Raw genomic sequence first — 24,366 nt, 5'->3', positions numbered from 1 at the left:
AAAATCATTAAAATGTATCGTAAAAAAATATACCTATCTATTTGTTTCATTTTTATGATGATAACATCCCTTGTAGCGCAAAAACGAGGGATCGATTGGCTGAGCTTTGAGCAATTGGAAGATTCGCTTTCCCTCAATCCAAAAAAAGTATTGCTATTTTTCAATGCGGATTGGTGTGCCTATTGCAAAAAAATGGAACAGGCAGCATTCAAAGACTCCAAGGTTGTTTCCCTGCTCCGCTCAAGCTACTATGCGGTAAAAATGGATGTTGAAACAGCGGACACCATTGTTTTTGACGGACAACGTTTTATAAATGATGAAATCGGCCAAAAAAGAAGCCCTGTGCATCAAATACCCAAATTATTGGCCTCCAGGGAAAGCATCCCTTTTTCCGTACCGGCCATAGTCATATTGGATACGGAGTTCAAAGTGGTCGGTAGATATTTTGAATACCTCTCTCCTAAAAAAATGCACGGCATTCTATCAAAGTAAGAAAAACGTTTGTTTCTATAAATGAGTTTCATGCAACATAGTTACGCTCGTAACGACATCTATTGTATTTGCACATAATTGTTGGACACCTTTGAGATGATAAAACGGGGAAAAGCACCGTAGTTCACCCCCCTGCACCAATTTAATATTACAAATGACGGTTTAATTGGTAAAATATCTTTCTAAATGGAAAGGAAAATTTTGACTAGGGAGGTTGTAGCAGCATAGATTTCCAAATCACTGAAATTGAGCTACTTAAAAAAGGTATTCAATATAAATATTCGCAGGCTTCTTCACCTTTTTTTAGCCTCGATAAGCGTATGCTTGGTTTCCAACTTGGACATCGGTCAACCTTAGCTAAGAAAACAAGCATTAATCGAAGTTTAAAAAAATAAATATCTATACAATACTAATATTCATCTAAAAACCCATAATTAATTGGGCGATACTATAATTATTCCTAATTTCAAGTAAAATTCCCCTACAAACAAAAGACTAAATGAACTACAAAAACAGGCTTTAAATAAAGCCTGTTGAAATTGTAAAAATCACATTTTGTATGTGGAAAAGGATTATAAAAACATCCCTGGCCTTATATATTCCATTATTGATATTTTCCCTTGTTTGGGGCTATCTACAAAAAGACAGCCTCATCAAAAACATGGGGGAAATACAGCAGCGGAATATCCTTAACAAAAGCTACCACTTGATTGATCAGAGTATTATTTTGGTCAAAATCACCTCTTTTTGGTCCGATGTCAAATTTCCCGAATCCTTTTCGGAAGAAAATCCGTTGGACTCAACTTTCATCTCCAATTATATACGAATTATGCAAGGCCTGGATGTCTATCATCAACTAAGGTTCATTGATTTACATGGGGACGAAGTAATGCGATACGAGAGATTCAGTCCAGATAGTATGACCCCTGCTCCGTTACAGAGCAAAATAGACCGTGGCTATTTTCAAAAAGGACTTACTCTGAGCAAAGGTCAAATCTATGTGACTCCCATTGAACTCAACAGGGAAAATGGTGTGTTGGAAACCCCACATAAACCTGTAATACGCGGAGTTACACCAATTTTTGACAATAGGAACGTGCAAGTAGGACTGGCCGTTGTGAATTTTGATATGGACAAAATCTTTGGTTTGATGCGAACAAGGATTACGGACGACAACTTTTATTTATTGGACAAAGATAGGAACGTGATCACGACGAACCTATCCAATGGCATCTTGCCACACCAGTCCCATATGAGCCCAATGGATTCCTCTATTAAAAAGAGGCTTGAACTAAAGAAATTGATTTTTCCAAGGGACACATTTTTTATGGAAAATGGAAGTTTGTGGGCCTATCAAAACGTAAGAACGGGATTTGAGAAGGATGTCGGCATGAACCGCTATGCGGATATGGCTGAAATAGTGTCAGATGACAGCTGGGCCATTCTTCAGGAAACGCCGCATCAATATCTTAGAGAAAGACTACAGCCCATTAGAAGAAACCTGATTTTGTTCAATGCACTGACATTGATAGTGATTGCAATAATTGCCATGGTCTATGCCCGCACACAAAGAGAGCGAAAAAACTTTTTGGAACAGCTACAGCACCAAAAAAATGCTTTGGTAAAAAGTCAAGCACAGCTTAAGGAATCCAACAACTTGGTAAAAAGTGCCAATGAACGCTTAAAGGTACGCAACAGGCAGTTGGAGGATTTTAATTACGTAGTTGCCCATAACTTAAAAGCTCCCGTAACCAGTATGTCCATTATTGTGAATATGTTGGGTAAGTCAGAGGACAAAAAAACAATGAGGGAGCTTTTGCCCAAATTGGAAACCATATCCAACAACATTAGCACACTTACGGAAGATGTACAGACCTACGTCTCTATTTTGAACAACCAAGATCTTAAAGTGGAGAACGTTAACTTGTTACTATTGATCAAGAATGTGGAAAACGATTTTGTGGAGAATTTACTGGACGAGGCACCCCATGAGTTTGAAACCATATACAAGTTGGATGCTTGGCACTCCATAAAGTGTTCCCCTTTTTATATGAAGAGTATCGTACAGAACTTAATATCCAATGCCATAAAATACAGACAATCGGATGCTGAATCCCATATTGTTTTTGAAAGCGCCTGGGAAAACGATAAAAAGGTACTTTATGTAAAAGACAACGGACTGGGCATAGATATGGAAAGGCACAAGGACAGTTTGTTTAAACTATATAAAAGGTTCCATAGAAGCTACTCGGGCAAGGGAATGGGCCTTTTCATTGTAAAATCGCAATTGGAAGCGATGAATGCCTCGATTGAAGTTGAAAGCAAGGAAGGTGTAGGTACAACTTTTAAAATAAAATTTCATTAGTTATGAGGAAACCCAGCTTATTATTGGTAGACGATGACGAAGTTTACTTATTTGTCACAAAAAAAATATTGAACAACCTTTCAAATGATTTGGTGATCAATACCTTTACGGATGGAGAACAGGCCATTGAATATATGGACCTATGCCTGAGAGAGGATGTAAAACTTCCCGAAATAATACTGTTGGACATCAATATGCCCTTTTTGGATGGTTGGGGTTTTTTGGCCGAATTCAAGAAAATGAAACCCAGACTGGATGCGGAAGATGTCAACATTTTTATGGTCACTTCCTCCAATGATCCCAGCGATTTAAAAAAGGCCCAGGATTTTGAAGAAATTACAGGCTATATTGTCAAGCCGGTTTTTGAGGACAAAATGGAAGAAATTTTGACGGAAGTTTATAATGGCCGTTGGAAAAGTTAAATTTGGGACAATATGGTATTAAAAAGCCTCCGCTTTCTCGGAGGCTTTTTTATGTGATCGCGATAGGACCACTGCATACTTTATATCTATCTGACATCCAAAAAGTTGTGCCGATATATTTTTGGATGCACACCGTTTTGTACACTGTTTTATGGGAACATCCAAAGAATTTTTAATTGGTAATAAATATCGACAAATATTATCAAATAAAAAACCTCTTCAATAAATAAGTTGGTTGATTCGGCATTGACTGGTGCTCAAATGGTGTAGGATTCGAACCTGTATTCCAACTCATTAAAAACCAATAAGTTATTTTTAATTGACCGATAGGGCTGCGAATGTGGCAGGTTATCGGCCAAAAACGGGTCTCGTTGGGGCAAAAATATGAAATGAAATCAATTGATTGCAAATAGAATCAGTAGAATCAGCCATATTAGAGCCATTCATCAAGAGTGTATGAAATAGATAGTCTATAGCGAAGATATTAGAGCGCGGTTTTTCCGTATATACCGTCTATTCTCTTTCGTCTTTGGTAATTTATCTAATTCGACCATTCAAAAGCAGTGAAAAGAAAGGCTTACATAATTAATAACTAAAACAAATAATACAACGCTCAACAAACTTTTAAGATTCTTTTTTAATTCTTGTTGAGTTGGAAACTGAAGGACTCGGATTTTTCCATTGAAACGACCTTCCCGAAATCGGGATGGAGGGGATTTATGAGCAAGTTGTGCTCTGTTGGATACGCACTCAAGTTCAATCTGGCAGATGGAACTCCCAAGCAAACACTTTTTTGGTCTGCTGCCCATTTCGACCCAATATCTTTGGTTGACTTTCCTGATGGCCTATGATTCCAGTCTTTGGGCATGTCAGTATCTCGAAGAAAAAGTATGCTACTTTCATCTATTTCCAGAGTTGCTAAAATCCAGTTGGATTTCGCCACTACACTCCCCTTAATACTTAATATCTCATTGATAACTATCGAAGAAAAATTTGATACATATATCAATGGAATACCACTGTGGTTCCACCGTGCACCACCAATACCAAAACCCAGAGGCGACCTTGAAGAAATATCCTCGAACAATCGATAATATTTCATAAGTAACTACCCCATGACATAGCATCAATGGCCTCCTCCACGAGTTCGATGGAGTATACATCCTTCAAAAGATCAACGGGCTTTACATCTCCTAGCGCATAATTATTGGTATTCAACCAGTCTTGAAAGGATTCCTCACCACCAAAAAGCCTCACACCCTTGGCAATGACCTCATCGATATCCAAAATCACCTTAGACCTTATTTTACCAATATCCACGGGCTTGTCAGAATTTTTCCATCGAGATAGCGTACTGGGATTTGCCTCCAAGAGCTTTGAAGAATCTTCCTGATTATAGCCCAAAAAGCTTAACAGGGGTTTAATATCCGAATAGTTATAGGTTGGGGATTTAACACTAGTTCGTGGAAGGAAATGTAAGATGTCCAGCTTAATTGCCTCGTCGAGATCAAGCTGCTGCGGAGATACCTTTGTCTTGATTCGGACCGTTCCACGATGGGATTCTACGGATTTATGTCGATGCTTACCCTCTTTGTGCTTTCCCGTTTTTTTAGTAGACCTAGTCCTTGAACTCGAAACTTTTTTTGCCATAACAATTGCATTTACAATAATAAAATACTGTAATTACAATAAAAGTACAAATTTTACAGATATTTTAACTCTGATTTGGGTTAATTTTAGTTGTTTGGGGATTTATTTGTTTTTAATGTAGGCTTTTTTCTTGTTTGTTCTCTCAACTATTCACGACCCAAAATTTAAGCGTCCCAAAATCCTTACCAGGGCTAACCTAAGCACGGAACCAGTCCCGATATTTTAGCGTATAGAAAATTTAGCGTCAAAAAATATCGGTACAGGCGCTTATATTATGCTATTTGGAAATATGCAAGTTGATGAAGTAAAAGAAGCCATGTACCATTTTCGAATATAGGCCTGCATGAAGAGAATTACCAGTTCAAATCATATTTACGTTAAGCTTATTGAAGGGCATCAAATACCATTTTGTAAAGTTTTTCCACATGTTCATCAACTATTTCATTATGAATTAGATATTTCCTTATTTCACGTAAATATTCTTTGGAATCACTTCTTTTCCCTTTTTCACCTTTAAGAATAATTTTAGCTTTTTCTTCTAAATCAACGTTAGGTTCAAGGTAATTTCGTCCTTTGGGATTCGGGAAAAATACAATACAGTTTTCAATTTTTTGATTCAGTAGATTAACCACTTCCAACTCATTCGATTCTCCCGTATTCTTAGGGATATATCCTCCTTCTCTTTCTAAAACCTTACTATAATTTTCTTCTGGTATTCGAATAAGTTTTCCAATACAATCACCGCCATATTCCAAACCCAAAACTAAACCGGGGTTCTCCTTGGTTCCCCTTGATACAATTGATTTCTTGTTAAAGCTTCTGTGGGCTCCATTAAGTTTTGCGTCAATTATTTCCGAGGGCTCTAAATCTTCGTTGTCCCAAATAATCGAACCATATCCAAATATTAAGATCGTACTATTTTTTTTCATAAATCATCATCAATATCAAAATTGATAGATTTAGCATATTCAGATAAATCTATCGCAGCCACTGTTCCAATGCTTTGCTGGAGATATCTGGTTAACTGAAGAAAAAAAGTAACCAATGAATTATTTTTTTGGCTAAACTCAATAGAATCAACCTTTCTAGCCTCATAGAATTTAACAAAAATATCATTGTGCTCTTCCAAGGTAAGTACCGTATCATGTCCTATGTTAAAAACACTGTCATCTTTTAAAAAATCAACATAAAAGCTTTTGTTTTTTACTGCACAACCGATATCAATTGCTTTTAACCCCTTTAGATTCTTTAAATGCTTTTCAATGGTCATCTCTGCAATTGAAGTTTCTATGGTTAAAATCCCACCCAGTATTTTAGTCAAAGTCCTTGGATTGTATAACTTACCTCTATCAATCATATTTGTGGAAGTCCTAAAAAGCTTTCGAACACTTTCAATTTTTTCGCCAGCATATTCAATATTGCCTTTATCCAGTTCGGGTTTTACCTCAAATACGGCATAAACTCCTTCTGCAGGAATGTAGAAAATACCATTTTGTTTAAATACAAATGGCGTATATGTCTGATCGTAAATTACCAAATCAATCTGATGGCTTAATTGGCCCTTTGAGTCTATAATTATTGCTTTGTCTACGCAATATCTATTGGGTAAATAGTTTCGCAACCATTCAATCCATGTATTTTCCAGTGAGTCTCCTTTTGAACTCGGATGCCCAATAAACTCCCTATTTGTATTTAATTGGGCAACCATTTGATTTTGTAGTCCACCAAACAGTTTTCGAATATTTACCTTAGAGCTCATATCTATTTAATTTCGATTTATTGTATATATAGAAATCATTCGAAAATGATTCCATAGAAACAGCCACGATCATAAGTAAAGGTTGCGCAATGCTGATTTTTTTATCTCTTGCAATTTTTTTCATCTCATTAAAATCTCTTTTGCTTGGTTTTGTGGGACCGTCTGGATGCGAGTGCCACTCGCCCAAATATTCTATTTTTCCATTTGTGGTTCTATGAATTTCACTTAACCTTTGATTTAGACTGCCTGGATGCCTAATAAATATTGCCCTTCCATTTTCAAATTTATCAGGGAGAAGGAGATCGGTAATTATAAAATCACGGTCTGTTCTATAACCAACGAAAACCCCACCAAACTCATTTGGGTAATGAAATCTTGTGATTTCTTCTATTTCATTTAGAAGACCCATAGGAATATGTATAGAACTGTTTTGATTATCACTAAATGAAAAATTGTATTCTATAATATCAATTGACGGTACGCTTTCAAATTCTGGTTTAATGACAAAGGTTTCATTCTTTCTATTTTTAGAATAGTTGTTATTTATGATTTTCAATCCGGTATGCAGAAGATAGTTTATGTCATTATAGTTAGCTTCAAATGTTGGATAACCGCAACCGGTTCCCTCAATATACGTTGGTTCGGAGTTCTCAAGAAAGGCAAACAAACTTCTTGCCTGTTTCGTCAAATTTGGCCCTGTGATAGATACTAAAGATTTGGCATTATTTGTAATAGCCAAACTGAATATATCTCCTTTGAAACCAACCTTATCCAAAATGAATGTAACCTCCGGATCAGCTGAACAATCGAAAATAACGTCGATATATTTGTCCAATATTTCCTTAACTTTCCTTAAATCGATACTATTTAATTTAAAGTCGATCGAAGTAGTATTCAAAAAAGGGGAAATGGCTTTAAGTCTTTTAGTCAAACGCTCCGTTTTTTGGTAAATCATATCGTATAGATGATAATTTGCCCTGCATAAATTTCCGCCCCTTATATTGTCAAAATCCTCCAATGAAAGGTTTTTAACTCCTCCTCTTGCCAATATTTCGGCCAAAGAGCTACCTAGTGCACCACAGCCAATAATCAGAATATGAGAATTTGTAATCTTATCATTTAACTTGCCTCTTCCGAAAAACCTTGTATAATCTATATTCTCTGTAGTTCCCCACAAGATTTTGCTTTTTTTTAGAGTAGTCTCATGCATCTTGTTCAGCTGTTCACGCTCTTGTTTTGGAATTCTTCGACTTTCTACTGGAATATTTCTTTTTGAAATTCTGATTAGATCCCAATGTTCCTCATAGTTTTCCAGATTGGGAATTCTATATCCGATTAAAAAAAGAAGATTATTCTCATGAAAAAAACTTTTCCCGAAACCCCTTCTGAGTCCAGTGTGTAGATAATCAATGAATACATCGGAAAGAAACGTGTTCAGCTCATCCCAGGTTTCAACACCTTTTCTTCCCCTTGAAGACTCCCTTATAGGTTCATCTTCTATGAAATAGTAAATCCCCTTTTTACAAGTTCTACTCTTCAGTTCATCCCTAAAGGTTTTTGACCATTTATCTTCCTCTCCATTACGAAAACCTAGTCTGAAGAATTTCTTTACAGGAATTTTCGAATCACCATATTTTTCATCTGTAAAGATTGAATAGTCAAATTCACCGAATGAATTCTTGTCAAACTTGTTTTCAGTATTCGTGAAATAAAGCCTGTTTACCTTACCCTTTTCGGTGGTGTGAACGAGATATGAATAATTTTCATCCTGTTTTCCAATTATGTAGTAGTCCCGAATCCATTGTTTTAAGCACTTTAGTTCATAAATAAATTTTCTGTCAAAATCATCATCTTTATCTGGGTGAAAACAAACAGATCCATCCAAATTGATATGTTCTAGACCAACATATTCCTCATTTTTAAAAATGATTGAGATGTTGTCAGAGTTGGGATGGGTTAGTGGGTAGTGATTCGGGACTTTAATTTGAAAGGACAATAATTCATTTAGAAAACTGACCTCTATTTTCCCGGAAAAGTAATTTCCATCTAGACGAATTTTCTCAAGTATTGTAATATCCTCATCTTTTCCAATTAACCTATTTAACCTTTCGAGGATTTCGCTTTTTTCTTTATCCAAACTTGCTCGTGCTAAGAACTGACACTGAAGAGGCTTTTGAATTAGAATCGTCATCCTCGTCATCATACTCTTCATTAATTGGAAAATACTCCTTTATCTTATCTGAATCCTCGTCAGTATCCTTTATTGTTTTTTTCATGCCGCTTTTGGTATCAGATTTAGCCGTGTCACTCATGGAATCTGAAACAATATTACTGGAGTTTGCAGGATCCACTAGGTCATTTTCAGTAATATTATCTACAATATGGTTCATTACCATCTTAACCTTCCCCCACAATCCATTCGGTATTTCATCGGCTTGGTCAAAAGCTTCTTTAGTATAGAGTTCCATCATGAAGGACTTGATCAGCTTTCCTCCATTCTGATTTTTTCGTTCAGTTTTCCAAACCTTAAGCAATTTTGCTACTTTCCTTTCATGCACTCTGCTGCTGCCTGATAGCAAATCAAGATGTTTTTTGATGTTTGTTTTGATACGGGTCTTACCATCGTCCACCTCCTTCTTTGACCTATTCGGTGGATGGATATGCAAGCTTAAATCAGTATTGTTATTTCCATAATCATTATTGCTCGGTCTTTCTCTACCTGGAACTACGTCCATTTCGAATTCCTCGCCATCAATATTGAATTTTAGCCCAATCGAAACCTTCTGTTTTCTAACGTCATCTTTTTCTATGTCATCATCTTCCTCAGTGTACTCATTTTTTAAGTACTTGTAGACATCCTCAAACATATCTGAAAGACTACTGTAACCCTTATCTGAGTCTTTTTCCCGTTTCCTGAATGGGATGCAACAATCTATATCAAACTTTGTGTTTATTGCAGTATGTTTAGCATATGAACCAGAATCCATACAATTGGAAGCTTTGTCTTCAGAGAACTTCTCATTCAAAGCATTTTTCACTTGATTCTTCTTTGCAATGAACTTATCCAAGTTTTCCAACTTGTTTATTTCGTGGGTTTTTAAAACCTTATGTAAATGTTCGTTTCTGTCTGTTGCCATTTGCGTAATACTTTTTTAATGCTTGCAGTATGAAATGTCTTTACTGGTAGCGAAAAACGATTATAAAAAAGGGAGTTTCAGAAGGTTGGTAAACATAAAATTACAAACAACATAGAAAGTATTGTCCTACTATAATATTATTTATTAACGAAAATATTAACAGGTGTAATTAAATAATTCATGTAAACACCCAAATTCATATGGAACTCTTAAAAAATTTACTACTGTGTTAAGAGAAGAAATACCGACAAAAAAAGGGGTTTCCCCCTTTTCTCCTAGTTTCCTAGATTCTTGGTCTGTTCCTGAAGGTCATTTTTGAAGACTTCCACGACTTGGTCCACTTCGTTCAACAGATAGGCTGTGAAGTTTTCGACGGTCTCGGGTTGGTTGATGGTGAAAATTTCCTCGAACCGGTCGTAATCCCCTTTGCCCTTTAGAACGATAACATATGGAAATTCCTCCACTTCCTCCTGCTCGAACTTGTCACTTTTCTTGGATTTGTGCGTTTTGATCTTTTCCAAGGCCTTTTGAAGATCGGTCTGCTTGTACTTCAATCGACCATAGTGTCTTTTGAGCTGTTCCAAGCGTTCAATTTTCTGAAGGATGGTCTCCATGTTCTCCAACTTCAGAGTTCCCTTTGCTGGAACCACATTCGCAGCTTTTGGTTTAGTTGCCACTGCTGTAGCTTTCGCATTCTTTTTTTGTGTTTCAACTGTTTTTTCCATGATTAAAAAGATTTTAAATTAAACATGCAGTGAACCCAACCAACAGGAGCGAAGCGGAGGATGGATCAAGGTGGAATTAGGGAGCTGGCTCCCGGTAAAAAATTTAGCGGGCTCAATTTTTTAAATCGACCTTGACAGGGGTAGCGGCTTGGTTATCTTTACTGAATGATTAAGGTAAATCGAATTATTCCCCTTTCCTGAACCAGTATTTAATCTGGTCATAGACTTCCTTCAAAATACATTTAACCAATGTTAGGGCCTCATTTGTTATTTCCTTCATTGAAATAAGTAATCAAGGTTTCCAATACGACCAAAGCAATGGCGGCAATGCTTGGCTTCTTTTTAAGGTGCTCCTCTTCTACCCTATTGGACAAAAACCCAAGTTCGACCAATACCGAGGGGCACAGTTGGGTGGTTTCCTGTAGTACCAGGAAATTGGCCATCTTTACTCCTCTATCCTTTAGGCCCAAATGTTGGTTCAAATTCTGGCGAATGGCATGGGCCAACTGAAGGGAAGTTTCCGTAAACCTACCACCGCCCTCGGGAACAAATACTTCGATGCCCTGGGCTCCGATTCTCCGAGCTTGGTTGCAATGGATGGACACATAGGCATAAGCTTTCAAGGCTTTGGCCAACCCTGTCCTATCGCTGAGTGAGATCAGTGTATCAGCGTATCGGGTCAGGTAGAGTTCCAAGGCACCACCATGGATTTCCCGGTTCAACCGCACCATCTCCTGGGCCACCTTCAGTACGATGTCCTTTTCCAAGACCCCTTGTGTCCCGATGGCCCCTGAATCCACTCCCCCATGTCCGGGATCGATGACCACCAAGGGCGGATCAGGGAGGTTTTGTCCGAAGCATAATGGTGGGTATCCTGTGCATAGCAGGAGCAGGATTGGCATGGCAACTCTCATATCAAGGGTTTTAAAATTCCATTGCACAATTTTTAGCGAATACCTCATTTTGTTCAAAATCCCCCAAATTTTAACGTCCCCGAATGTTAAAATTTATGTGGTTTCCAAGGAACCTTCCCAAACGCTAGAAATTCCGCAATTGAATTTCTAATCCGCCCGAGAAGGGCCTTAAAGCCATTTTTATGAGACCACTTTCAAAAATTCGGGCAACATTGTTGCTCATTTTGTTTTCCCTGCCCATCTACCCCCAGATCGGGGGCATCGAGGATTCTGTCAACGACATTTCGGATACCATCCGGACCATCTTTCCCATCATCCTCGGGGTCATCTTCCTGATCGGGTTCCTGTTCAATGCGGGGCACTTTTTCGGGGAGAACGCGGACCTTAAAAAGGGGATCACGCGGGTCCTGGTCTTTGTCCTGATCGCAGGGGCGGTGGTGGGTATCTTTACCTATCTGATCGGTATCGTCGTCTAAGCCTCAAAGAGGCCTTATTATACCTTTCTTATGAAGCAGTATGCAGTTTATCGCCATATCCGTGGGCGTGCCCTGATCTTTGGGTTGCCCGTGGCCTTTTTTGCCCTTCAGCTACTGGCCGTCATCGGCTCCCTGATGGCGGTCATTTTCTCCTTTGACCTGGTCTTGCTCTTTGGGGCGATGGTGGCCAATGGGATACTCTATGGTCTCCTCCTCAAATGGGCCCAACGACCTGAAATGTTACGAGTGGGGAATGTATTTCCCGATATGATCTCCAATAAAAAAATCACTATACATGAAACATACGATGAACCTTCATGAGCGGTACCCGATCGTGGACGTGGACCAAAACAGGATCCTGGCCAACAATGGGAACCTGGCCTATGCCTTCCGGCTGGAACTGCCCGAGATCCACTCCCTTTCGGAGAAGGATTTCGAACAGCTCCACGATCTGTGGTTCCAAGCGCTCAAAGCCCTGCCGGTGGGCACCTTGGTCCACAAACAGGACATTTATAAGAAAACGGCCTTTGATGCCAAGGGCTTGCCCAACAATACCTTTTTGGCCCAGGCCACCCAAAAGCATTTTCAGGGCCGGGAATACCTGTCCCACGAATCCTTGCTCTTCTTTATCTGGCCGAAGAACAAAGCGGTAAATAGCTCCAGTTTGGTCAATCCCTTTGCCCATATCCCCAAAAAGCTGCCGGTGACCCTTGGGGAAAAGGCGGAACAGTTCGGCAAAGCGGTACGGGATGCGGTGGGCTTTTTGAACAACGGTCCCCATCTTTCGGTCCTGCCGTACAACCAGGCGGCCATGATCCAGTATACCGATACCTATTTCAATGGGTTCAATGCCGGTTTTGACACGGATATGGTCTTGGGCAGGGACAAGGTCCAGATCGGGGACCATTTCTTCGGGGCCATGGCCGTGAACAACGAGGCCTGTTTTGGGGACATGGTGAAGACCAGTCGGCCCAACGAAAAGTATACTGCGGACGGGTTCCTGTTCCACCAGGGCTTTATCGATGGACTTGGGCTTACCCTTCCGGGGAACCATATCGTCAACCAGATCATCCATCTCGACGACAAACATAAGTGGCGGAAATTGTTGGAAAAACGCTTGGAGGAACTCTCCAAGAGCAGCAATTTCGGGTCGTGGAACAAGGTGCTGTACGACAGGGTATCGGACACCTTGGCCCAGATCAACAATGACGATTCCTCTAGAATAGTTCGGGGCCAATTGAACACCATTTTTTGGTCAAACGAGGAAAAGAAACTCGACCATACCGTCTCGGAACTCGTGGCCCGTTTCAAGGAACTGGACATCCAGCCGTACCGGCCCGAGGGGCAGGCCCGTATCCATTACCTGCTCAACAGCTATCCGTTGTTCTCTTCCAACTTTTCGGACAACGATCTCTATGTGACCGACCTGAAGCATGCCCTGTGCCTGATGGTCAACACTACCAACTACCGTTCCGATGCCGAGGGCATCCTTTTCAATGACCGTTTGGACAATATCCCGGTACTGAAGGATGTCTGGGACGAGGGGAAGAAGCGCATCAAGGCCCGGAACTTTGCCATTTTTGCCCCGACCGGGGAGGGGAAATCCTTTTTGGCCAACAACATCCTGCGGCAATATTTTGAACAGGGAACCCGCTTGGTGATCATCGACCTGGGGGGCAGTTATGCCAAGTTCGCCCAGCTCTATCCGGACCAGCACATCATCCTCAAATACGAGCAGGGCAAAAACCTGGGCATCAATCCCTTTTGCAAAGCCCCTGGCGACGGTGTCGCCCCGGAGTGGTTGGAGGATTTGACGGTCTTTTTGATGGAGCTCTATGGTTCCCACCAAAACGTGACCAAGGCCCAACAAGTGGCCTTGAAGAAAATCCTACGCCGCTACTATGGAGCGGTCCAAGAGAACCACAGTCTGGATGGACTGTACACCTTTATCGAAGCGAACCAAAATTCATTATTACAAGGGTTGGGCATCGACCCGAGCTATTTCAACCTGACCCATTTTCTGCACATTCTTTCCGAATATGTGGGCGATGGCCTCTACAGCTTTCTGTTCAAGGTCGGGGAAGACCAATCCCATCGTCTGGAGGACAAACGCGTTATCGTCTTTGAACTGGACGAGGTCCGGAACAACAAGGAAGTATTGTCCGTAATGCTGAAGCTCATCAAATCGGCCATACAGCGGACCATCTGGCGGAACCGTTCGGAGCGGGGCATTATCCTCTTCGATGAGTTCGCCAAGCAGCTCAAGTTCGACAATGTGTTGGAGAGCGTAGAGTTCTATTACCAGGCCATTCGCAAACAGAACGGGGCCATTGGCATCGTTCTACAGTCCATCAACCAATTGCCCGAGAACCACACCTCGGCTTCCATTCTGGAGAATACCCAGGTCCTCTACAGCCTGCGCAATGAAAAAGGATACCAAACCCTTAAACAACGGCTCCACCTGAGTGCCCATGACCTGAACCAACTGCGCTCCATCCAAAACGACCTGAAGGGGGATCGGAAGTACACGGAGATCTTTATCAAGATCGGTTCGGAGAGCAACGTCTACCGCTTGGAAGTGCCCCCTGAGGCCTATGCGGCCTACCTGACCGATGGCACCGAAAATGAGGCCATAATGGCACTTTATGAAAAAAGCCATGATATGGAGAAAGCCATAAAAGAATTCCTAATCCAAAAATCATTTATCTAAAATCACAGACCATGAGGAAAAACAACACCAAAATTTTAGGACTGGCCCTAACATTGGCCCTATTACTATCTCCCCGCATTGCGGGGGCCCAGGGGATGCCGGTGTATGACAACACCAACTTTTTAAGCTTGGGGAAACAACTGATCGAATCCGCCAAGCAGACTGCTGAGCTGCTGAAAATGGTGGACGAGCTCAACGCCGTCCGGGAAAAGATCGAAAAGGTCAACAATGCCGTCAAACAGTATCAGGCCGTTAGGGACATTACCCGCAACAATGAACAGCTTTTCCAGATGGTCCGCGACGATCTTCGGGAAATTTTGAACTCCCCTTATATCCATGGCGATGAAGTGGAGACCATAAGTAATGCCTTCAACGGCATCATGGAACATTCCCTGGGCCAACTGGACTTTATGGGCCAGGTGCTCAGTAGTGATTTTTTGAACATGAGCGATGCGGAACGCCTGGAAATCTTGGAGGCCCAGCGGGCGGACTCCCAAGCGATGGTGGCCGACATCCAAATGAAAAAACGTCGGTACGATAGGATCATATCCTTTCGGAAAATGCAGGCCCTGATCAAGGACCGAAAACCAAACTACTAAAGACAAGGTATGGGACTCGAATATATAGATGCGGTCTTCCAGACCATCAAGGACAGTAGTTTTGCCACCTCCACGATTGGGGGCATGAAGGCCTTGGCTGTACTGTTCTTTTTGGTCAACATCCTCAAAAAATACTATGAGGGCGGGGCGACCCGCACCGGGCTGACCTGGGGGCTGACCCCGACCGATCTGATCAAGAACTTTGCGGTGGTGCTGGTGGTGCTCTTCTCCACGGAAGTGCTCGGGGCCTTTGATGGCATTCTGGTGGCCATTGAGGGCCAGTACCGGGACACGGCCCCCGACCTCTTGCCGCTGGGACTTCAGGAAGTGGAAATCGAGGAGGAGACCGGTCTCTTCGATGCGGCGACCAAGGCCATGGCCCTGTTGTACGAATGGTTGGCGACCCCCTTTTTGGGGCTGCGCACCCTGGCCTGGAGCGGGGCGTTGGTCCTCTGGGTCCTGGACCTGTTCATCTATCCGCTCTTTTTGGCCGAACGCTATTTTATCCTGGGGGTGATGCAGGCCTTTTTTCCGTTGGTCATCAGCATGGCGGTCTTTGAGAAGTTCCGGGAAATGGGCTATCGTTTCTTTCGGCTCTATGCGGCGGTGTACATGATCGTGCCGGCCTTCTTTTTGGTCAACGTCTTTGTCAACGCACTCTACCAGGAGGTGACGGAGAATTTCTGGCCCAACCTCTTTGGGACGGAGTATGGGAGTGAGCTCTTTGCGCCCCTGATCGAACTGGCGGGGATCGGGTTCATCGTGCTGTTGAAGTTCAAGCTCTACAAACGGGCGACCTCGTTCACCTTCCGCCTCTTCAGTGGTGCATAATGCACATTAATTATTTAAAAAGATTACCCATGAAAAAAGTATATAGGAACATCACCGACATTTTACGATTGAACCGTTTTATCGTTCTGGCGGTGGTCGCACTTTGCCTGCTTTGCAGTGGCCTTTCCCTGGGACTGCTCTACCATTATCAGGAAAAACTGTTGAACTCCGCCTTTGCCATCCAAAGCGATGGTTCGGTCCTTCCCTTGGAACTGGTGGACCAAAGGGAAAACCGTGAGGTGGAGGCCCTGGCCCATATCGACCGCTTCCACCGGCTCTTTTATGGCATCGATGGTACCAATTACCGGTCCCAATTGGAAAAGGCCCTCTGGTTGGGTGATGCCTCCGTGGATGCCGTCTACCGGCAAAAACGCTCGGATGGGGTCTACAACCGCTTGTTGCAGTTTTCCCTACGTCAGGAAGTGGTCCAAGTGGACATCGAACTCCATCTGGACCAAGAACCCTATCGCTTTCGGGCAAGGACCGTGTTCGAGGTGAACCGGGGATCGGTCACAGACTATTACCAATTGGACACTTCTGGGGAACTGGTCACCGTGGACCGGAACTTTCCGCACAACCCCCACGGGCTGTTGATCACCCACTTTTTTGAGGACGCCCTTCGTAAACTGGAACCACAACCCTAAAACCCCACTCCCATGAAACTGGAAAAGAACAAAATTGTATTTGTCGGATTTTTATTGGCCATAGTGATCTTTATCGTGCTCTATGCCATTTCCTTGGGCAAGGAAACGGAGGAACCTGAGTTGAAACAGCCCAAGGTACCGGAACTCAAGGATATGCCCGAGGAGTATGGCTCCAAACTGGAGGCGGTGGATGACATCAAGGAACAGCGGGAGACCCCAAAGCCCAGCCTGTACGGGGAGGGACATATCGATTCCACAGGGACTTATGACCCCTTACTGGAAGAAAAAGAGCGGCAACGTATCGTGGACAGTATTTATCGAGAGGGACGGATCGATTATGGACAAGGTACCTATCGAAAGTCCAAACAGGTTGTAGTAGAAAAGGAAACCGCCTCCCAAGCCACACCCGATGCACCTCCGAAACAGGAACCCGAACTTGTCTATTTTTTAGAGGCCTATAGAACCTTCTTTGCTCATAACACAAGGAATGTCAATACCAACCCACCTATGGTGGTGGCGGTGGTCAATGGGGAGCAGATGGTCCGATCCAAAAACCGTCTGGAACTTAGGTTAAGGGAAGCCGTGGACCTGAACGGGAGGCATTTTAAACGGAACACCCTGCTCTATGGTTTTGTCAGTTTTCGGGCCAACCGGGTCTTTGTGACCATCGACCATATTGGCCAACATCCCGTAAACCTTAAAGTGTATGACCTGTTGGACGGGGGTGAGGGCATCTATGTGGAGCACAGTTATCGGGAAGAGGCCACGCGTGAGGTACTCGACGATGCCGTACAGGATATGAACCTGCCTGGGGTGCCCCAGGTAAGTGGCATCAAACAAGTGTTCCGACGTTCCAACCGCACCGTCAAGGTGACCATCCATGACCAATACCAATTGATACTTAAACCTTAACATTCCATCCTATGAGACCTTTCCACGTATTCATTTTCAGCCTTTTGTCCCATTTGACGTTACTGGCCCAATCGGACACCCTTTACGTAAACGACACCCATACCCTGGCCCTGGTATTCCCCAACCCCATTGCGCGGGCCGTTACCGGACACCCCAATTATACGTTTGGATATGATACCACCTCCCCAGGGAGGCTTGGACTTTTACAGGGACATCCGGGTACGGACAGTAACCTGTTGGTTTTGACCGATGATGGTCTGGCCTATTCGTTTTATCTGGTCTATCGAAAACAGTTGCAGGAAGGCCATCGGTTTGTGAATGTGGACAAAAGCATTGGAAACGTCCGGCCTGAAAAATGGTTGGATTCCTTGGTGCCAAAGAAAAAGAATTTGTCCAATACCTCGCCAGAATCGGACAGTCTCCAGTACCAAAAGGCCAGTACCTATTTTTTGGAAAGGGCCCAAACGGTTCTACGATCCAAACGAAGGGATGGTATCATCCTAAGGCTCCGGGATGTGGCCTATTATGGTACGAGTACCTATCTCGTTCTGGAGATAGAGAACCGCTCCGCCATCGATCTTGAGGTGGATTTTGTCCAGGTATTCAAGGCCCATGGGAACCCACGGAAAAAGTCCTCCTACCAAAAACTGATTATGGAACCGGTTTACAGGCACAAAATGCCCTCCATGGTCAAGGTGGGGCAAAAACAATGCTTTGTATATGTGGTGCCCAAGTTCACCTTGGGGGATAGGGAAAAACTGGTGGTGGAGCTCCGGGAAAAGCGTGGGAGTCGTCTTATTGTACTTAAAGGCATTATGCGTACCCATCATTGAGATATTTGCAAAACATCCTTGTACGTCTTCAAGTTTCATTATCTTTAAAAAGGGCGCGGCCATTCTTGATTGCCACGCCCTTTTAACTACCCAAACAAACTAAACTAACTCAAACAAAAAATAATCTTTTTATGGAAAACAAGTAGTCCTGCAATGACAATTATTAAATATCCATACAATTATGTCAATTTAATGTGACATTCAAATAATCAATAAGTTCTTGAGGACGGTCGGTTTGGATTACATTGATGTACTTTTTTGAAAAAAGTTTGGAATACCCTGAATTCTGTTCTTCCTTTTCCATATTATCATATTTACCCAGTGCATTGATCCAAACCCTAACATTGGAATCCACTATTTTTTTCATCAGTCGTTCCTTGTAAAAACTTTCATCCACATGTATGATCTTAATATAATCCCAATCCAAAATATTGTTCACATCCTTCTTTTTGTATGCACGCGGCATGATAATAAGCTCTGGACATATGGAATGCAAAACCGGAGCTAGTTTATAATCGTACAGAAAAAAGATAATCTGGTGCTCCATCCCATATTTTTTAATCAACTCCACTGTTTTTACCAAGGCTTCCTTGCTGTTGGCCTTAAAGTCGATATCGATTAAAATTTTGTCCTTTGCAATGGGCAGTACCTCGTCCAAGGTTGGAATAACTTGTTCGGTAGGCTGGTCTTGATGGAGTAACCGGAGGCTTCTTGCCTCTCCAAAAGTCATCTCGGATAATTTGCCCTCTCCATTGGTTGTTCTATCGACCGTTCTATCATGAAGAATTACAAGTACACTATCATTGGTCATCCTAACATCCAATTCAACAATATCGACCTCTAATCGAATGCTTTCCTCTAGGGCAGCAATGGAATTTTCGGCAAAATTTTGATGGGCGGCCCTATGGGCCGCCACCAAAATTTTATCTGGCTGATGATAAAAATCCTCTAAAATACGATCTGCCCTGGTTGATTGGCCAATTGCAATGGTCGCACAAAAAAAGGCAACGAATGCTAATGCAGTGGTTTTAAGTTTATATCCCATCATCATTTATTAATACCCCTCATTTTGGGGAAAACTATTGGTACTCAAATCAATTTGGGACTGTGGTATTGGTCTTAGCCCATGAAAAGCCTTGATGTTCGGTGTGGCATTTTCGTTGTACATGGATACTCGTTCCTGCAATTTTCCGGTACGAGCCAAATCCATCCATCTTTGTGCTTCACCTCCCAATTCACGGGCCCTTTCGTCAAGAATAAAATCAATATCCACCTCATTGGCACTTACCTGTACCATTGTGCTCCCTTGTTCCGCTGCACGGGCCCTGACCACATTTATGTAATCTGCTGCTTCTTGAAGCTTGTTTTGTCCCATTAAGGCTTCGGCAACCACTAAATAAGTTTCGGATAAACGGTACACAAAGAAATCCCTAAACCCTCTGGTGTCTTGAAAGCTTGCCCTTGTCGGATCATCATGCTTCTTCACGCCCCAATGCATTTGGTCTGTGTTCGGGGCAATAAAAGAAAACTCTCCAGGGGTTGTTTCCCAAACTACCGTATCACCTATTTGGGCACCTTCTGGTAGGGTTGCTTCATTGTTATAGGTCCAAGTATACCTAAAGGTTACATCAAACCGGGTGTCATTGTCCTCGAACAATTCTCTATAGAACTGTGTGGGCCTAAACCTTGTCCATGGCCTTCCTCCCTGTGTCAAATCCCTGGTAAGCCCTGGAAATTGGTCGTAGGCAGGTGTAAAGAACAAATGTCCTTGGTTACCGTTTGCGTTGTTCAATGGATCGTTGATATATTGCACTGCAAATACAACCTCATCGTTTATTTGGTTGTCGTACTCAAAAATATCACTGTACGAATCCAATAAGGAATTTGGTCCTTCCTGAATCAATTGCTTTCCAGCTTGTTCAGCACCAATATAATCCTCGACCAAGAGCAAAATCTCTGCCAATTGATGCAATGCTGCACCCTTGGTGGCCCTTCCGTAATCGGTGTTGCTCCAATCAAGGTTTTCCACGGCAAACTCCGCATCCTCTCTCATAAATTCCCATACCAAGGCCCTATCCGTCCTGACATCATCCGTAATTACCCCTTTGGTCTCCGTATTCCTCAATACCACATCTCCATACTGAATGGTAAGCCAGTAGTAAAAATGCGCTCTTAAAAACCTTACCTCTGCTTTATATCTTGTTTTATCGGAATCGGGCATTTCCACCAAGTCAATTCTATCTAAAATCGTATTGGCACTGTTGATGCCACGATAACATATTTCCCAAATATCTTCCACATAACCCAAAGAGGAATTAAAATCGGTGCCGTAGCGGTCCATGGCCTTGTAGCCCCCATCCTTTCCATGTCGGAAAATATCGGTCCCCATGGTTGTCATGGTGAAACCGGCTTGGCTTCCATATAGGTCACGTAGATTGGAATATACTCCGTTCACACCATCCCTTATACCGCTTGCAGTGGAATAAATGGCATCGGGGGTCGGTTCGGAAATTGGGACTTCCTCAAGAGAACAAGAGAAAAGTAATATTCCCGAAATCAAAGCAAAAATCGAATTGAATATTTTAGTTTTCATGTATTGATTTTTTTAAAAAGTTAGGTTTAGTCCTATCGCATACAATTTGGTGGAAGGATAAAGCGCTCTTTGACCATTGGACTCAAATTCTGGATCCATACCCTTGTATTTGGTAAATGTGAATGGATTTTCGGCCGTTAGGTTAAAAGTGACATTCTTCATTTGCAACTTGTCCAATATTGATTCTGGCAACGAATAAGAAAGTGCCACATTCCTGACCCTTACATAGCTCACATCCTTATAGGCCAAAGTTGACCCCAAAAATGCGGATTCCTGACTTACATTCGGCCGTGGATTGTCATTGGTCGGGTTCTCCGGAGTCCAATAATCCACATCGATATTATTGTATCTACCTGCCAAACGGTTGTTGTTCTCATACCATTCGGAGAAAATCATATTGCTTTGTCTTGTATTCAACACAACGGAAAGACCAATGCCCTTATAACCGATTCTTGTGGTAAGTCCGGCAATCCAATCAGGAGCGGCATTCCCCAAAATGGTACGGTCATCAGCATTGATCACCCCATCGTCGTTGATATCCTCCACCTTGATCTGTCCAGGCTCAAAACCGTAGCTTTCCGCCAAATCGGCCTCATCCGTCTGCCAAATACCAATTTTCCTGTAATCATAAAATACATTGATGGGCTTACCTATGAACCATAGGTTGCCCAGATCATCCAGGCCATCACCAAAGAGTTCGGTGATCTTGTTCCTGTTTCTTGAAAAAGTAAGATCTGCTTGCCAGTGAAAATCTTCGGAAGGAATGATGTCCCTAAAGGAAACCAACACTTCCAACCCTTTGTTTTCGGTCGAACCGATATTTTCCAATACGGTCGTGAAACCTGAACTCGATGGCAGACTTCTGGGCAACAATAGATCTTTGGTCTTTGATACATAATAATTGATGGACCCAGCCACTCTTTCCTTCCAAATTTCGAAATCCAACCCAACATTGAGCTGTTCGGTGGTCTCCCATCTTAAATTGGGATTGGAGATGGACTGTGGAACAAATCCAGGTGCGCCATTATCCCCAAGGGCATAGGAACTGGTGTTCAACGTACTGAAGGTCTGATACGGGTCAATCCCTGTATTACCGGTTTCGCCATAGCTCAATCTGAGTTTCAATTCAGAAATTGCAGAGGTCGGCACATTGAAAAATGGTTCTTCCGTTATTTTCCAAGCCACTGCCGCGGATGGAAAAAAGCCCCATTTGTTGCCTTCTGCAAAGCGGGATGAGCCATCGGCTCTGGCTGTTGCGGTAAATAGGTACCTGCCCATCAATTGGTAGTTCAATCTTCCAGTATAAGAAAGTAATCTCCATTTTTGATAATTACTTCCCACTCCCAATACCTCCCCTGCCGATGCTAGGTTATTATAGGATTGGGAATCGAACGGTAACTTACCCACGTTTGTATAATCGCTTCGGGTAACCTGATTTTGATAGCTTTGAACCAAAGTGGCACCAAGTTCATGTTGATCGCCCAATTTACCATTGTAGTTCAAGATGTTTTCGATGGTCAAGGAAATTCGTTCATTGTTGCTTATACCGGCAGTTGAAGACCCTCCTTGATTGTTCGTAGTCATACTGCCATAGAAATAACCCCGCTTAGATGTTTCCGCATCCGGTCCGATATTCAATCTATAGCTTAAATTGTCGTTGAACTTGTACTCACCAAAAATACTGGCAAAAACCCTTGTCTTAAATCGGTCATCAACTGAATTGGCCAAATCCGATAATGGGTTTACCCGCTGACTTTCATCATTTGTTGGTCTGAACAATACATTGCCCTCATCATCATAAGGTGTGCCCAATGGGCTAAGACGAAGTACGTTGTCGTACAGGTCTATTTGAACAACATTTTGCTTACTTCGGCTCATAAAACTGGATACGCCCAGGTTTATTTTTTCACTCAGTTCATGATCCAGATTGATCCTTAGATTGCCACGTTGGAACTTGGCCTTGTCCACAATACCGGTTTCTTCAAAAAAGTTGAACGAAAGGGCAAATTGGGTCTTCTCACCACCACCGTTCACACTTACCTGGTGGCTTTGTCTCTGACCTGTCCCATAGGTGAAATCCTGCCAATCCGTAAACCTTCCTTGTTGTAGGGATTCCAATCCAATATTATCGAATAACTGGTCATCCGAGGGTGCGGTTCCGTCCGCTGAAACGGTACGGTTGGCTTCCCTGCGCAATTGCGCGAATTGCTCCCCGTCCATCACATCCAATTTATTGATAACTGAAGTAAGACCGTAGTAACCATTATAGGTGATTCGGGTGTCCCCGGTTACACCGCGTTTTGTGGTAATCAGGATAACACCATTGGATGCCCTGGACCCATAAATGGCGGTAGCGGATGCGTCCTTAAGTATTTCAATGGAGGCTATGTCATTTGGATTGATTTCATTGAGTCCCCCGGCGATGGGGATGCCATCCAATACGATCAAGGGACTGTTGTTGGCCCCAATGGAACGCTCACCCCGCAAACGAATGGTAATATCGCCGCCTGGCTCATTTCCTCCATTATAGACATCAAGTCCAGCAACCTTACCTTTTAGTGCTTGTATGGGGTTGGTAACGGGTATTTCGGCCAGATCTTCTTGGCTCACAGAGGCCACTGCCCCAGTGATATCGCTCTTCTTCTGTTTTCCGTACCCAACCACCACAACCTCTTCCAGGGCATTGGAGTCTTGATCCATGGTTACCGTTATGGTGGTCCCTGCATCCACGACCACCTCTTGGGTTTTAAAACCAATGTATGAAACTTGTAGCGTTGCTGGGGAACTTGACACGTCGATGGAAAAAGTTCCATCGAAGTCCGTTGTGGTACCATTGGAGGTCCCTTTTTCCACTATCGTGGCTCCCGGCAAAGGTGCACCATTGGAATCGATCACGGAACCCTTAACGTTAAATTGTTGGCTTTCATCACTACTGCCTTTTTCCGCGATCAGCACCTTGTTCGAACCTATCTCGAAAGCAAAATTTGCCTTCCCTGACAAATCGGAAAGGATTTCTCTCAAAGACTTATTTTCATACTGGAGCGAGTACCTTTTTTGATCGTTCAAAACGTACTGTCCATAACTGAACTCATACTTGGTGGTATTTTCAAGCTCTGAAAATATCTCCAACAGTCTGGCTTCTTTCAGTTTAATGCTTATATTTGACGGCTGTACATATTTACTGGCCTTCATGCTAAAGCAACTCAATAAAATAACAACCAAGAGGTTGATTTTTAAATAATTGATTTTTAATTTCATTATAAGTGTTGTATTATCATTTACATTCGACGCTTTAATTTGAAGA

At 42.5% G+C, this 24,366-nt stretch carries 22 protein-coding genes; 11 read left to right on the top strand and 11 right to left on the bottom strand.

What is annotated here, in order from left to right:
* Window positions 1-54 precede the first annotated feature (54 nt).
* The 3 genes from GVT53_RS05390 (at window position 55) to GVT53_RS05380 (ending at window position 3,279) form a co-directional block, all read left to right on the top strand.
* A complete protein-coding gene (locus GVT53_RS05390) occupies window positions 55-492 on the top strand; it encodes a thioredoxin family protein (RefSeq protein ID WP_240905150.1) in 438 nt (145 codons plus the stop codon).
* A 559-nt stretch (window positions 493-1,051) separates the two neighbouring features.
* A complete protein-coding gene (locus GVT53_RS05385; protein ID WP_166247789.1) occupies window positions 1,052-2,857 on the top strand; it encodes a sensor histidine kinase in 1,806 nt (601 codons plus the stop codon).
* A gap of 2 nt (window positions 2,858-2,859) precedes the next feature.
* Window positions 2,860-3,279, top strand: coding sequence for a response regulator (locus GVT53_RS05380; protein WP_166247788.1), 420 nt, complete (start codon window positions 2,860-2,862; stop codon window positions 3,277-3,279).
* A 637-nt stretch (window positions 3,280-3,916) separates the two neighbouring features.
* Here GVT53_RS05380 and GVT53_RS05375 read toward each other — a convergent pair.
* From GVT53_RS05375 to GVT53_RS05340, 8 genes are all read right to left on the bottom strand, one after another.
* Window positions 3,917-4,381: an RES family NAD+ phosphorylase gene (locus GVT53_RS05375; protein WP_205791900.1), complete on the bottom strand. Its 465-nt coding sequence runs from the start codon at window positions 4,379-4,381 to the stop codon at window positions 3,917-3,919.
* Window positions 4,378-4,929: an MbcA/ParS/Xre antitoxin family protein gene (locus tag GVT53_RS05370; RefSeq protein ID WP_166247786.1), complete on the bottom strand. Its 552-nt coding sequence runs from the start codon at window positions 4,927-4,929 to the stop codon at window positions 4,378-4,380. Before GVT53_RS05370 ends, GVT53_RS05375 begins: the two co-directional genes overlap by 4 nt.
* A gap of 383 nt (window positions 4,930-5,312) precedes the next feature.
* Entirely contained in the window at window positions 5,313-5,858 is a 546-nt protein-coding gene (locus tag GVT53_RS05365) for a gamma-glutamylcyclotransferase (RefSeq protein WP_166247785.1), read from the bottom strand.
* On the bottom strand, window positions 5,855-6,688 hold the full coding sequence (locus tag GVT53_RS05360; protein ID WP_166247784.1) for a DUF6602 domain-containing protein: 834 nt from the start codon (window positions 6,686-6,688) through the stop codon (window positions 5,855-5,857). Before GVT53_RS05360 ends, GVT53_RS05365 begins: the two co-directional genes overlap by 4 nt.
* Window positions 6,678-8,825: a ThiF family adenylyltransferase gene (locus GVT53_RS05355; RefSeq protein ID WP_166247783.1), complete on the bottom strand. Its 2,148-nt coding sequence runs from the start codon at window positions 8,823-8,825 to the stop codon at window positions 6,678-6,680. Before GVT53_RS05355 ends, GVT53_RS05360 begins: the two co-directional genes overlap by 11 nt.
* A complete protein-coding gene (locus GVT53_RS05350; protein WP_166247782.1) occupies window positions 8,818-9,825 on the bottom strand; it encodes a nucleotidyltransferase domain-containing protein in 1,008 nt (335 codons plus the stop codon). The genes GVT53_RS05355 and GVT53_RS05350 overlap by 8 nt, the downstream gene beginning before the upstream one ends.
* A 275-nt stretch (window positions 9,826-10,100) precedes the next feature.
* A complete protein-coding gene (locus GVT53_RS05345; RefSeq protein WP_166247781.1) occupies window positions 10,101-10,550 on the bottom strand; it encodes a hypothetical protein in 450 nt (149 codons plus the stop codon).
* 260 nt (window positions 10,551-10,810) lie between these two features.
* Entirely contained in the window at window positions 10,811-11,464 is a 654-nt protein-coding gene (locus GVT53_RS05340) for an N-acetylmuramoyl-L-alanine amidase family protein (RefSeq protein WP_166247780.1), read from the bottom strand.
* A 182-nt stretch (window positions 11,465-11,646) separates the two neighbouring features.
* On the opposite strand from GVT53_RS05340, the gene GVT53_RS05335 reads away from it, so the two are divergent.
* Genes GVT53_RS05335 through GVT53_RS05300 form a run of 8 tightly spaced genes read left to right on the top strand, consistent with a single transcriptional unit; the run spans window position 11,647 to window position 18,469 of the window.
* Window positions 11,647-11,940: a hypothetical protein gene (locus GVT53_RS05335; protein ID WP_166247779.1), complete on the top strand. Its 294-nt coding sequence runs from the start codon at window positions 11,647-11,649 to the stop codon at window positions 11,938-11,940.
* A gap of 30 nt (window positions 11,941-11,970) precedes the next feature.
* Window positions 11,971-12,261, top strand: coding sequence for a hypothetical protein (locus GVT53_RS05330; RefSeq protein ID WP_166247778.1), 291 nt, complete (start codon window positions 11,971-11,973; stop codon window positions 12,259-12,261).
* Window positions 12,236-14,650, top strand: a complete 2,415-nt coding sequence (locus tag GVT53_RS05325) for a TraG family conjugative transposon ATPase (protein WP_166247777.1) — start codon at window positions 12,236-12,238, stop codon at window positions 14,648-14,650. The genes GVT53_RS05330 and GVT53_RS05325 overlap by 26 nt, the downstream gene beginning before the upstream one ends.
* Before the next feature lie 11 nt (window positions 14,651-14,661).
* Window positions 14,662-15,249, top strand: a complete 588-nt coding sequence (locus tag GVT53_RS05320; RefSeq protein WP_166247776.1) for a conjugal transfer protein — start codon at window positions 14,662-14,664, stop codon at window positions 15,247-15,249.
* A 9-nt stretch (window positions 15,250-15,258) separates the two neighbouring features.
* Window positions 15,259-16,080, top strand: a complete 822-nt coding sequence (locus GVT53_RS05315) for a hypothetical protein (protein ID WP_166247775.1) — start codon at window positions 15,259-15,261, stop codon at window positions 16,078-16,080.
* A gap of 29 nt (window positions 16,081-16,109) precedes the next feature.
* A complete protein-coding gene (locus GVT53_RS05310; protein ID WP_166247774.1) occupies window positions 16,110-16,724 on the top strand; it encodes a conjugal transfer protein TraK in 615 nt (204 codons plus the stop codon).
* Window positions 16,725-16,736: 12 nt separating this feature from the next.
* Entirely contained in the window at window positions 16,737-17,636 is a 900-nt protein-coding gene (gene traM / locus GVT53_RS05305) for a conjugative transposon protein TraM (RefSeq protein ID WP_166247773.1), read from the top strand.
* A gap of 11 nt (window positions 17,637-17,647) precedes the next feature.
* Window positions 17,648-18,469, top strand: a complete 822-nt coding sequence (locus tag GVT53_RS05300) for a DUF4138 domain-containing protein (RefSeq protein ID WP_166247772.1) — start codon at window positions 17,648-17,650, stop codon at window positions 18,467-18,469.
* 184 nt (window positions 18,470-18,653) lie between these two features.
* Here GVT53_RS05300 and GVT53_RS05295 read toward each other — a convergent pair whose 3' ends face one another.
* From GVT53_RS05295 to GVT53_RS05285, 3 genes are read right to left on the bottom strand one after another with little or no spacing between them, the layout of a single operon-like run.
* Window positions 18,654-19,520, bottom strand: a complete 867-nt coding sequence (locus GVT53_RS05295) for a glycerophosphodiester phosphodiesterase family protein (protein WP_166247771.1) — start codon at window positions 19,518-19,520, stop codon at window positions 18,654-18,656.
* Window positions 19,521-19,523: 3 nt separating this feature from the next.
* The gene (locus GVT53_RS05290) at window positions 19,524-21,062 is read right to left on the bottom strand and encodes a RagB/SusD family nutrient uptake outer membrane protein (protein ID WP_166247770.1); all 1,539 of its coding nucleotides are present in this window, start codon (window positions 21,060-21,062) and stop codon (window positions 19,524-19,526) included.
* Between the two features lie 12 nt (window positions 21,063-21,074).
* Window positions 21,075-24,320: a SusC/RagA family TonB-linked outer membrane protein gene (locus tag GVT53_RS05285; protein WP_166247769.1), complete on the bottom strand. Its 3,246-nt coding sequence runs from the start codon at window positions 24,318-24,320 to the stop codon at window positions 21,075-21,077.
* Window positions 24,321-24,366 lie beyond the last annotated feature (46 nt).

Source organism: Flagellimonas oceani (assembly GCF_011068285.1).
Lineage (GTDB): Bacteria > Bacteroidota > Bacteroidia > Flavobacteriales > Flavobacteriaceae > Flagellimonas > Flagellimonas oceani.
The sequence above is the reverse complement of the archived record's forward strand: the minus strand, read 5'-3'. Positions and strand labels throughout refer to the sequence as shown.

Coding starts and splice junctions, on each gene's coding strand:
- GVT53_RS05390 (WP_240905150.1), top strand. CDS start 55: ATGATGATAACATCCCTTGTAGCGCAAAAACGAGGGATCGATTGGCTG.
- GVT53_RS05385 (WP_166247789.1), top strand. CDS start 1,052: ATGTGGAAAAGGATTATAAAAACATCCCTGGCCTTATATATTCCATTA.
- GVT53_RS05380 (WP_166247788.1), top strand. CDS start 2,860: ATGAGGAAACCCAGCTTATTATTGGTAGACGATGACGAAGTTTACTTA.
- GVT53_RS05375 (WP_205791900.1), bottom strand. CDS start 4,381: ATGAAATATTATCGATTGTTCGAGGATATTTCTTCAAGGTCGCCTCTG.
- GVT53_RS05370 (WP_166247786.1), bottom strand. CDS start 4,929: ATGGCAAAAAAAGTTTCGAGTTCAAGGACTAGGTCTACTAAAAAAACG.
- GVT53_RS05365 (WP_166247785.1), bottom strand. CDS start 5,858: ATGAAAAAAAATAGTACGATCTTAATATTTGGATATGGTTCGATTATT.
- GVT53_RS05360 (WP_166247784.1), bottom strand. CDS start 6,688: ATGAGCTCTAAGGTAAATATTCGAAAACTGTTTGGTGGACTACAAAAT.
- GVT53_RS05350 (WP_166247782.1), bottom strand. CDS start 9,825: ATGGCAACAGACAGAAACGAACATTTACATAAGGTTTTAAAAACCCAC.
- GVT53_RS05345 (WP_166247781.1), bottom strand. CDS start 10,550: ATGGAAAAAACAGTTGAAACACAAAAAAAGAATGCGAAAGCTACAGCA.
- GVT53_RS05340 (WP_166247780.1), bottom strand. CDS start 11,464: ATGAGAGTTGCCATGCCAATCCTGCTCCTGCTATGCACAGGATACCCA.
- GVT53_RS05335 (WP_166247779.1), top strand. CDS start 11,647: ATGAGACCACTTTCAAAAATTCGGGCAACATTGTTGCTCATTTTGTTT.
- GVT53_RS05330 (WP_166247778.1), top strand. CDS start 11,971: ATGAAGCAGTATGCAGTTTATCGCCATATCCGTGGGCGTGCCCTGATC.
- GVT53_RS05325 (WP_166247777.1), top strand. CDS start 12,236: ATGAAACATACGATGAACCTTCATGAGCGGTACCCGATCGTGGACGTG.
- GVT53_RS05320 (WP_166247776.1), top strand. CDS start 14,662: ATGAGGAAAAACAACACCAAAATTTTAGGACTGGCCCTAACATTGGCC.
- GVT53_RS05315 (WP_166247775.1), top strand. CDS start 15,259: ATGGGACTCGAATATATAGATGCGGTCTTCCAGACCATCAAGGACAGT.
- GVT53_RS05310 (WP_166247774.1), top strand. CDS start 16,110: ATGAAAAAAGTATATAGGAACATCACCGACATTTTACGATTGAACCGT.
- traM (WP_166247773.1), top strand. CDS start 16,737: ATGAAACTGGAAAAGAACAAAATTGTATTTGTCGGATTTTTATTGGCC.
- GVT53_RS05300 (WP_166247772.1), top strand. CDS start 17,648: ATGAGACCTTTCCACGTATTCATTTTCAGCCTTTTGTCCCATTTGACG.
- GVT53_RS05295 (WP_166247771.1), bottom strand. CDS start 19,520: ATGATGATGGGATATAAACTTAAAACCACTGCATTAGCATTCGTTGCC.
- GVT53_RS05290 (WP_166247770.1), bottom strand. CDS start 21,062: ATGAAAACTAAAATATTCAATTCGATTTTTGCTTTGATTTCGGGAATA.
- GVT53_RS05285 (WP_166247769.1), bottom strand. CDS start 24,320: ATGAAATTAAAAATCAATTATTTAAAAATCAACCTCTTGGTTGTTATT.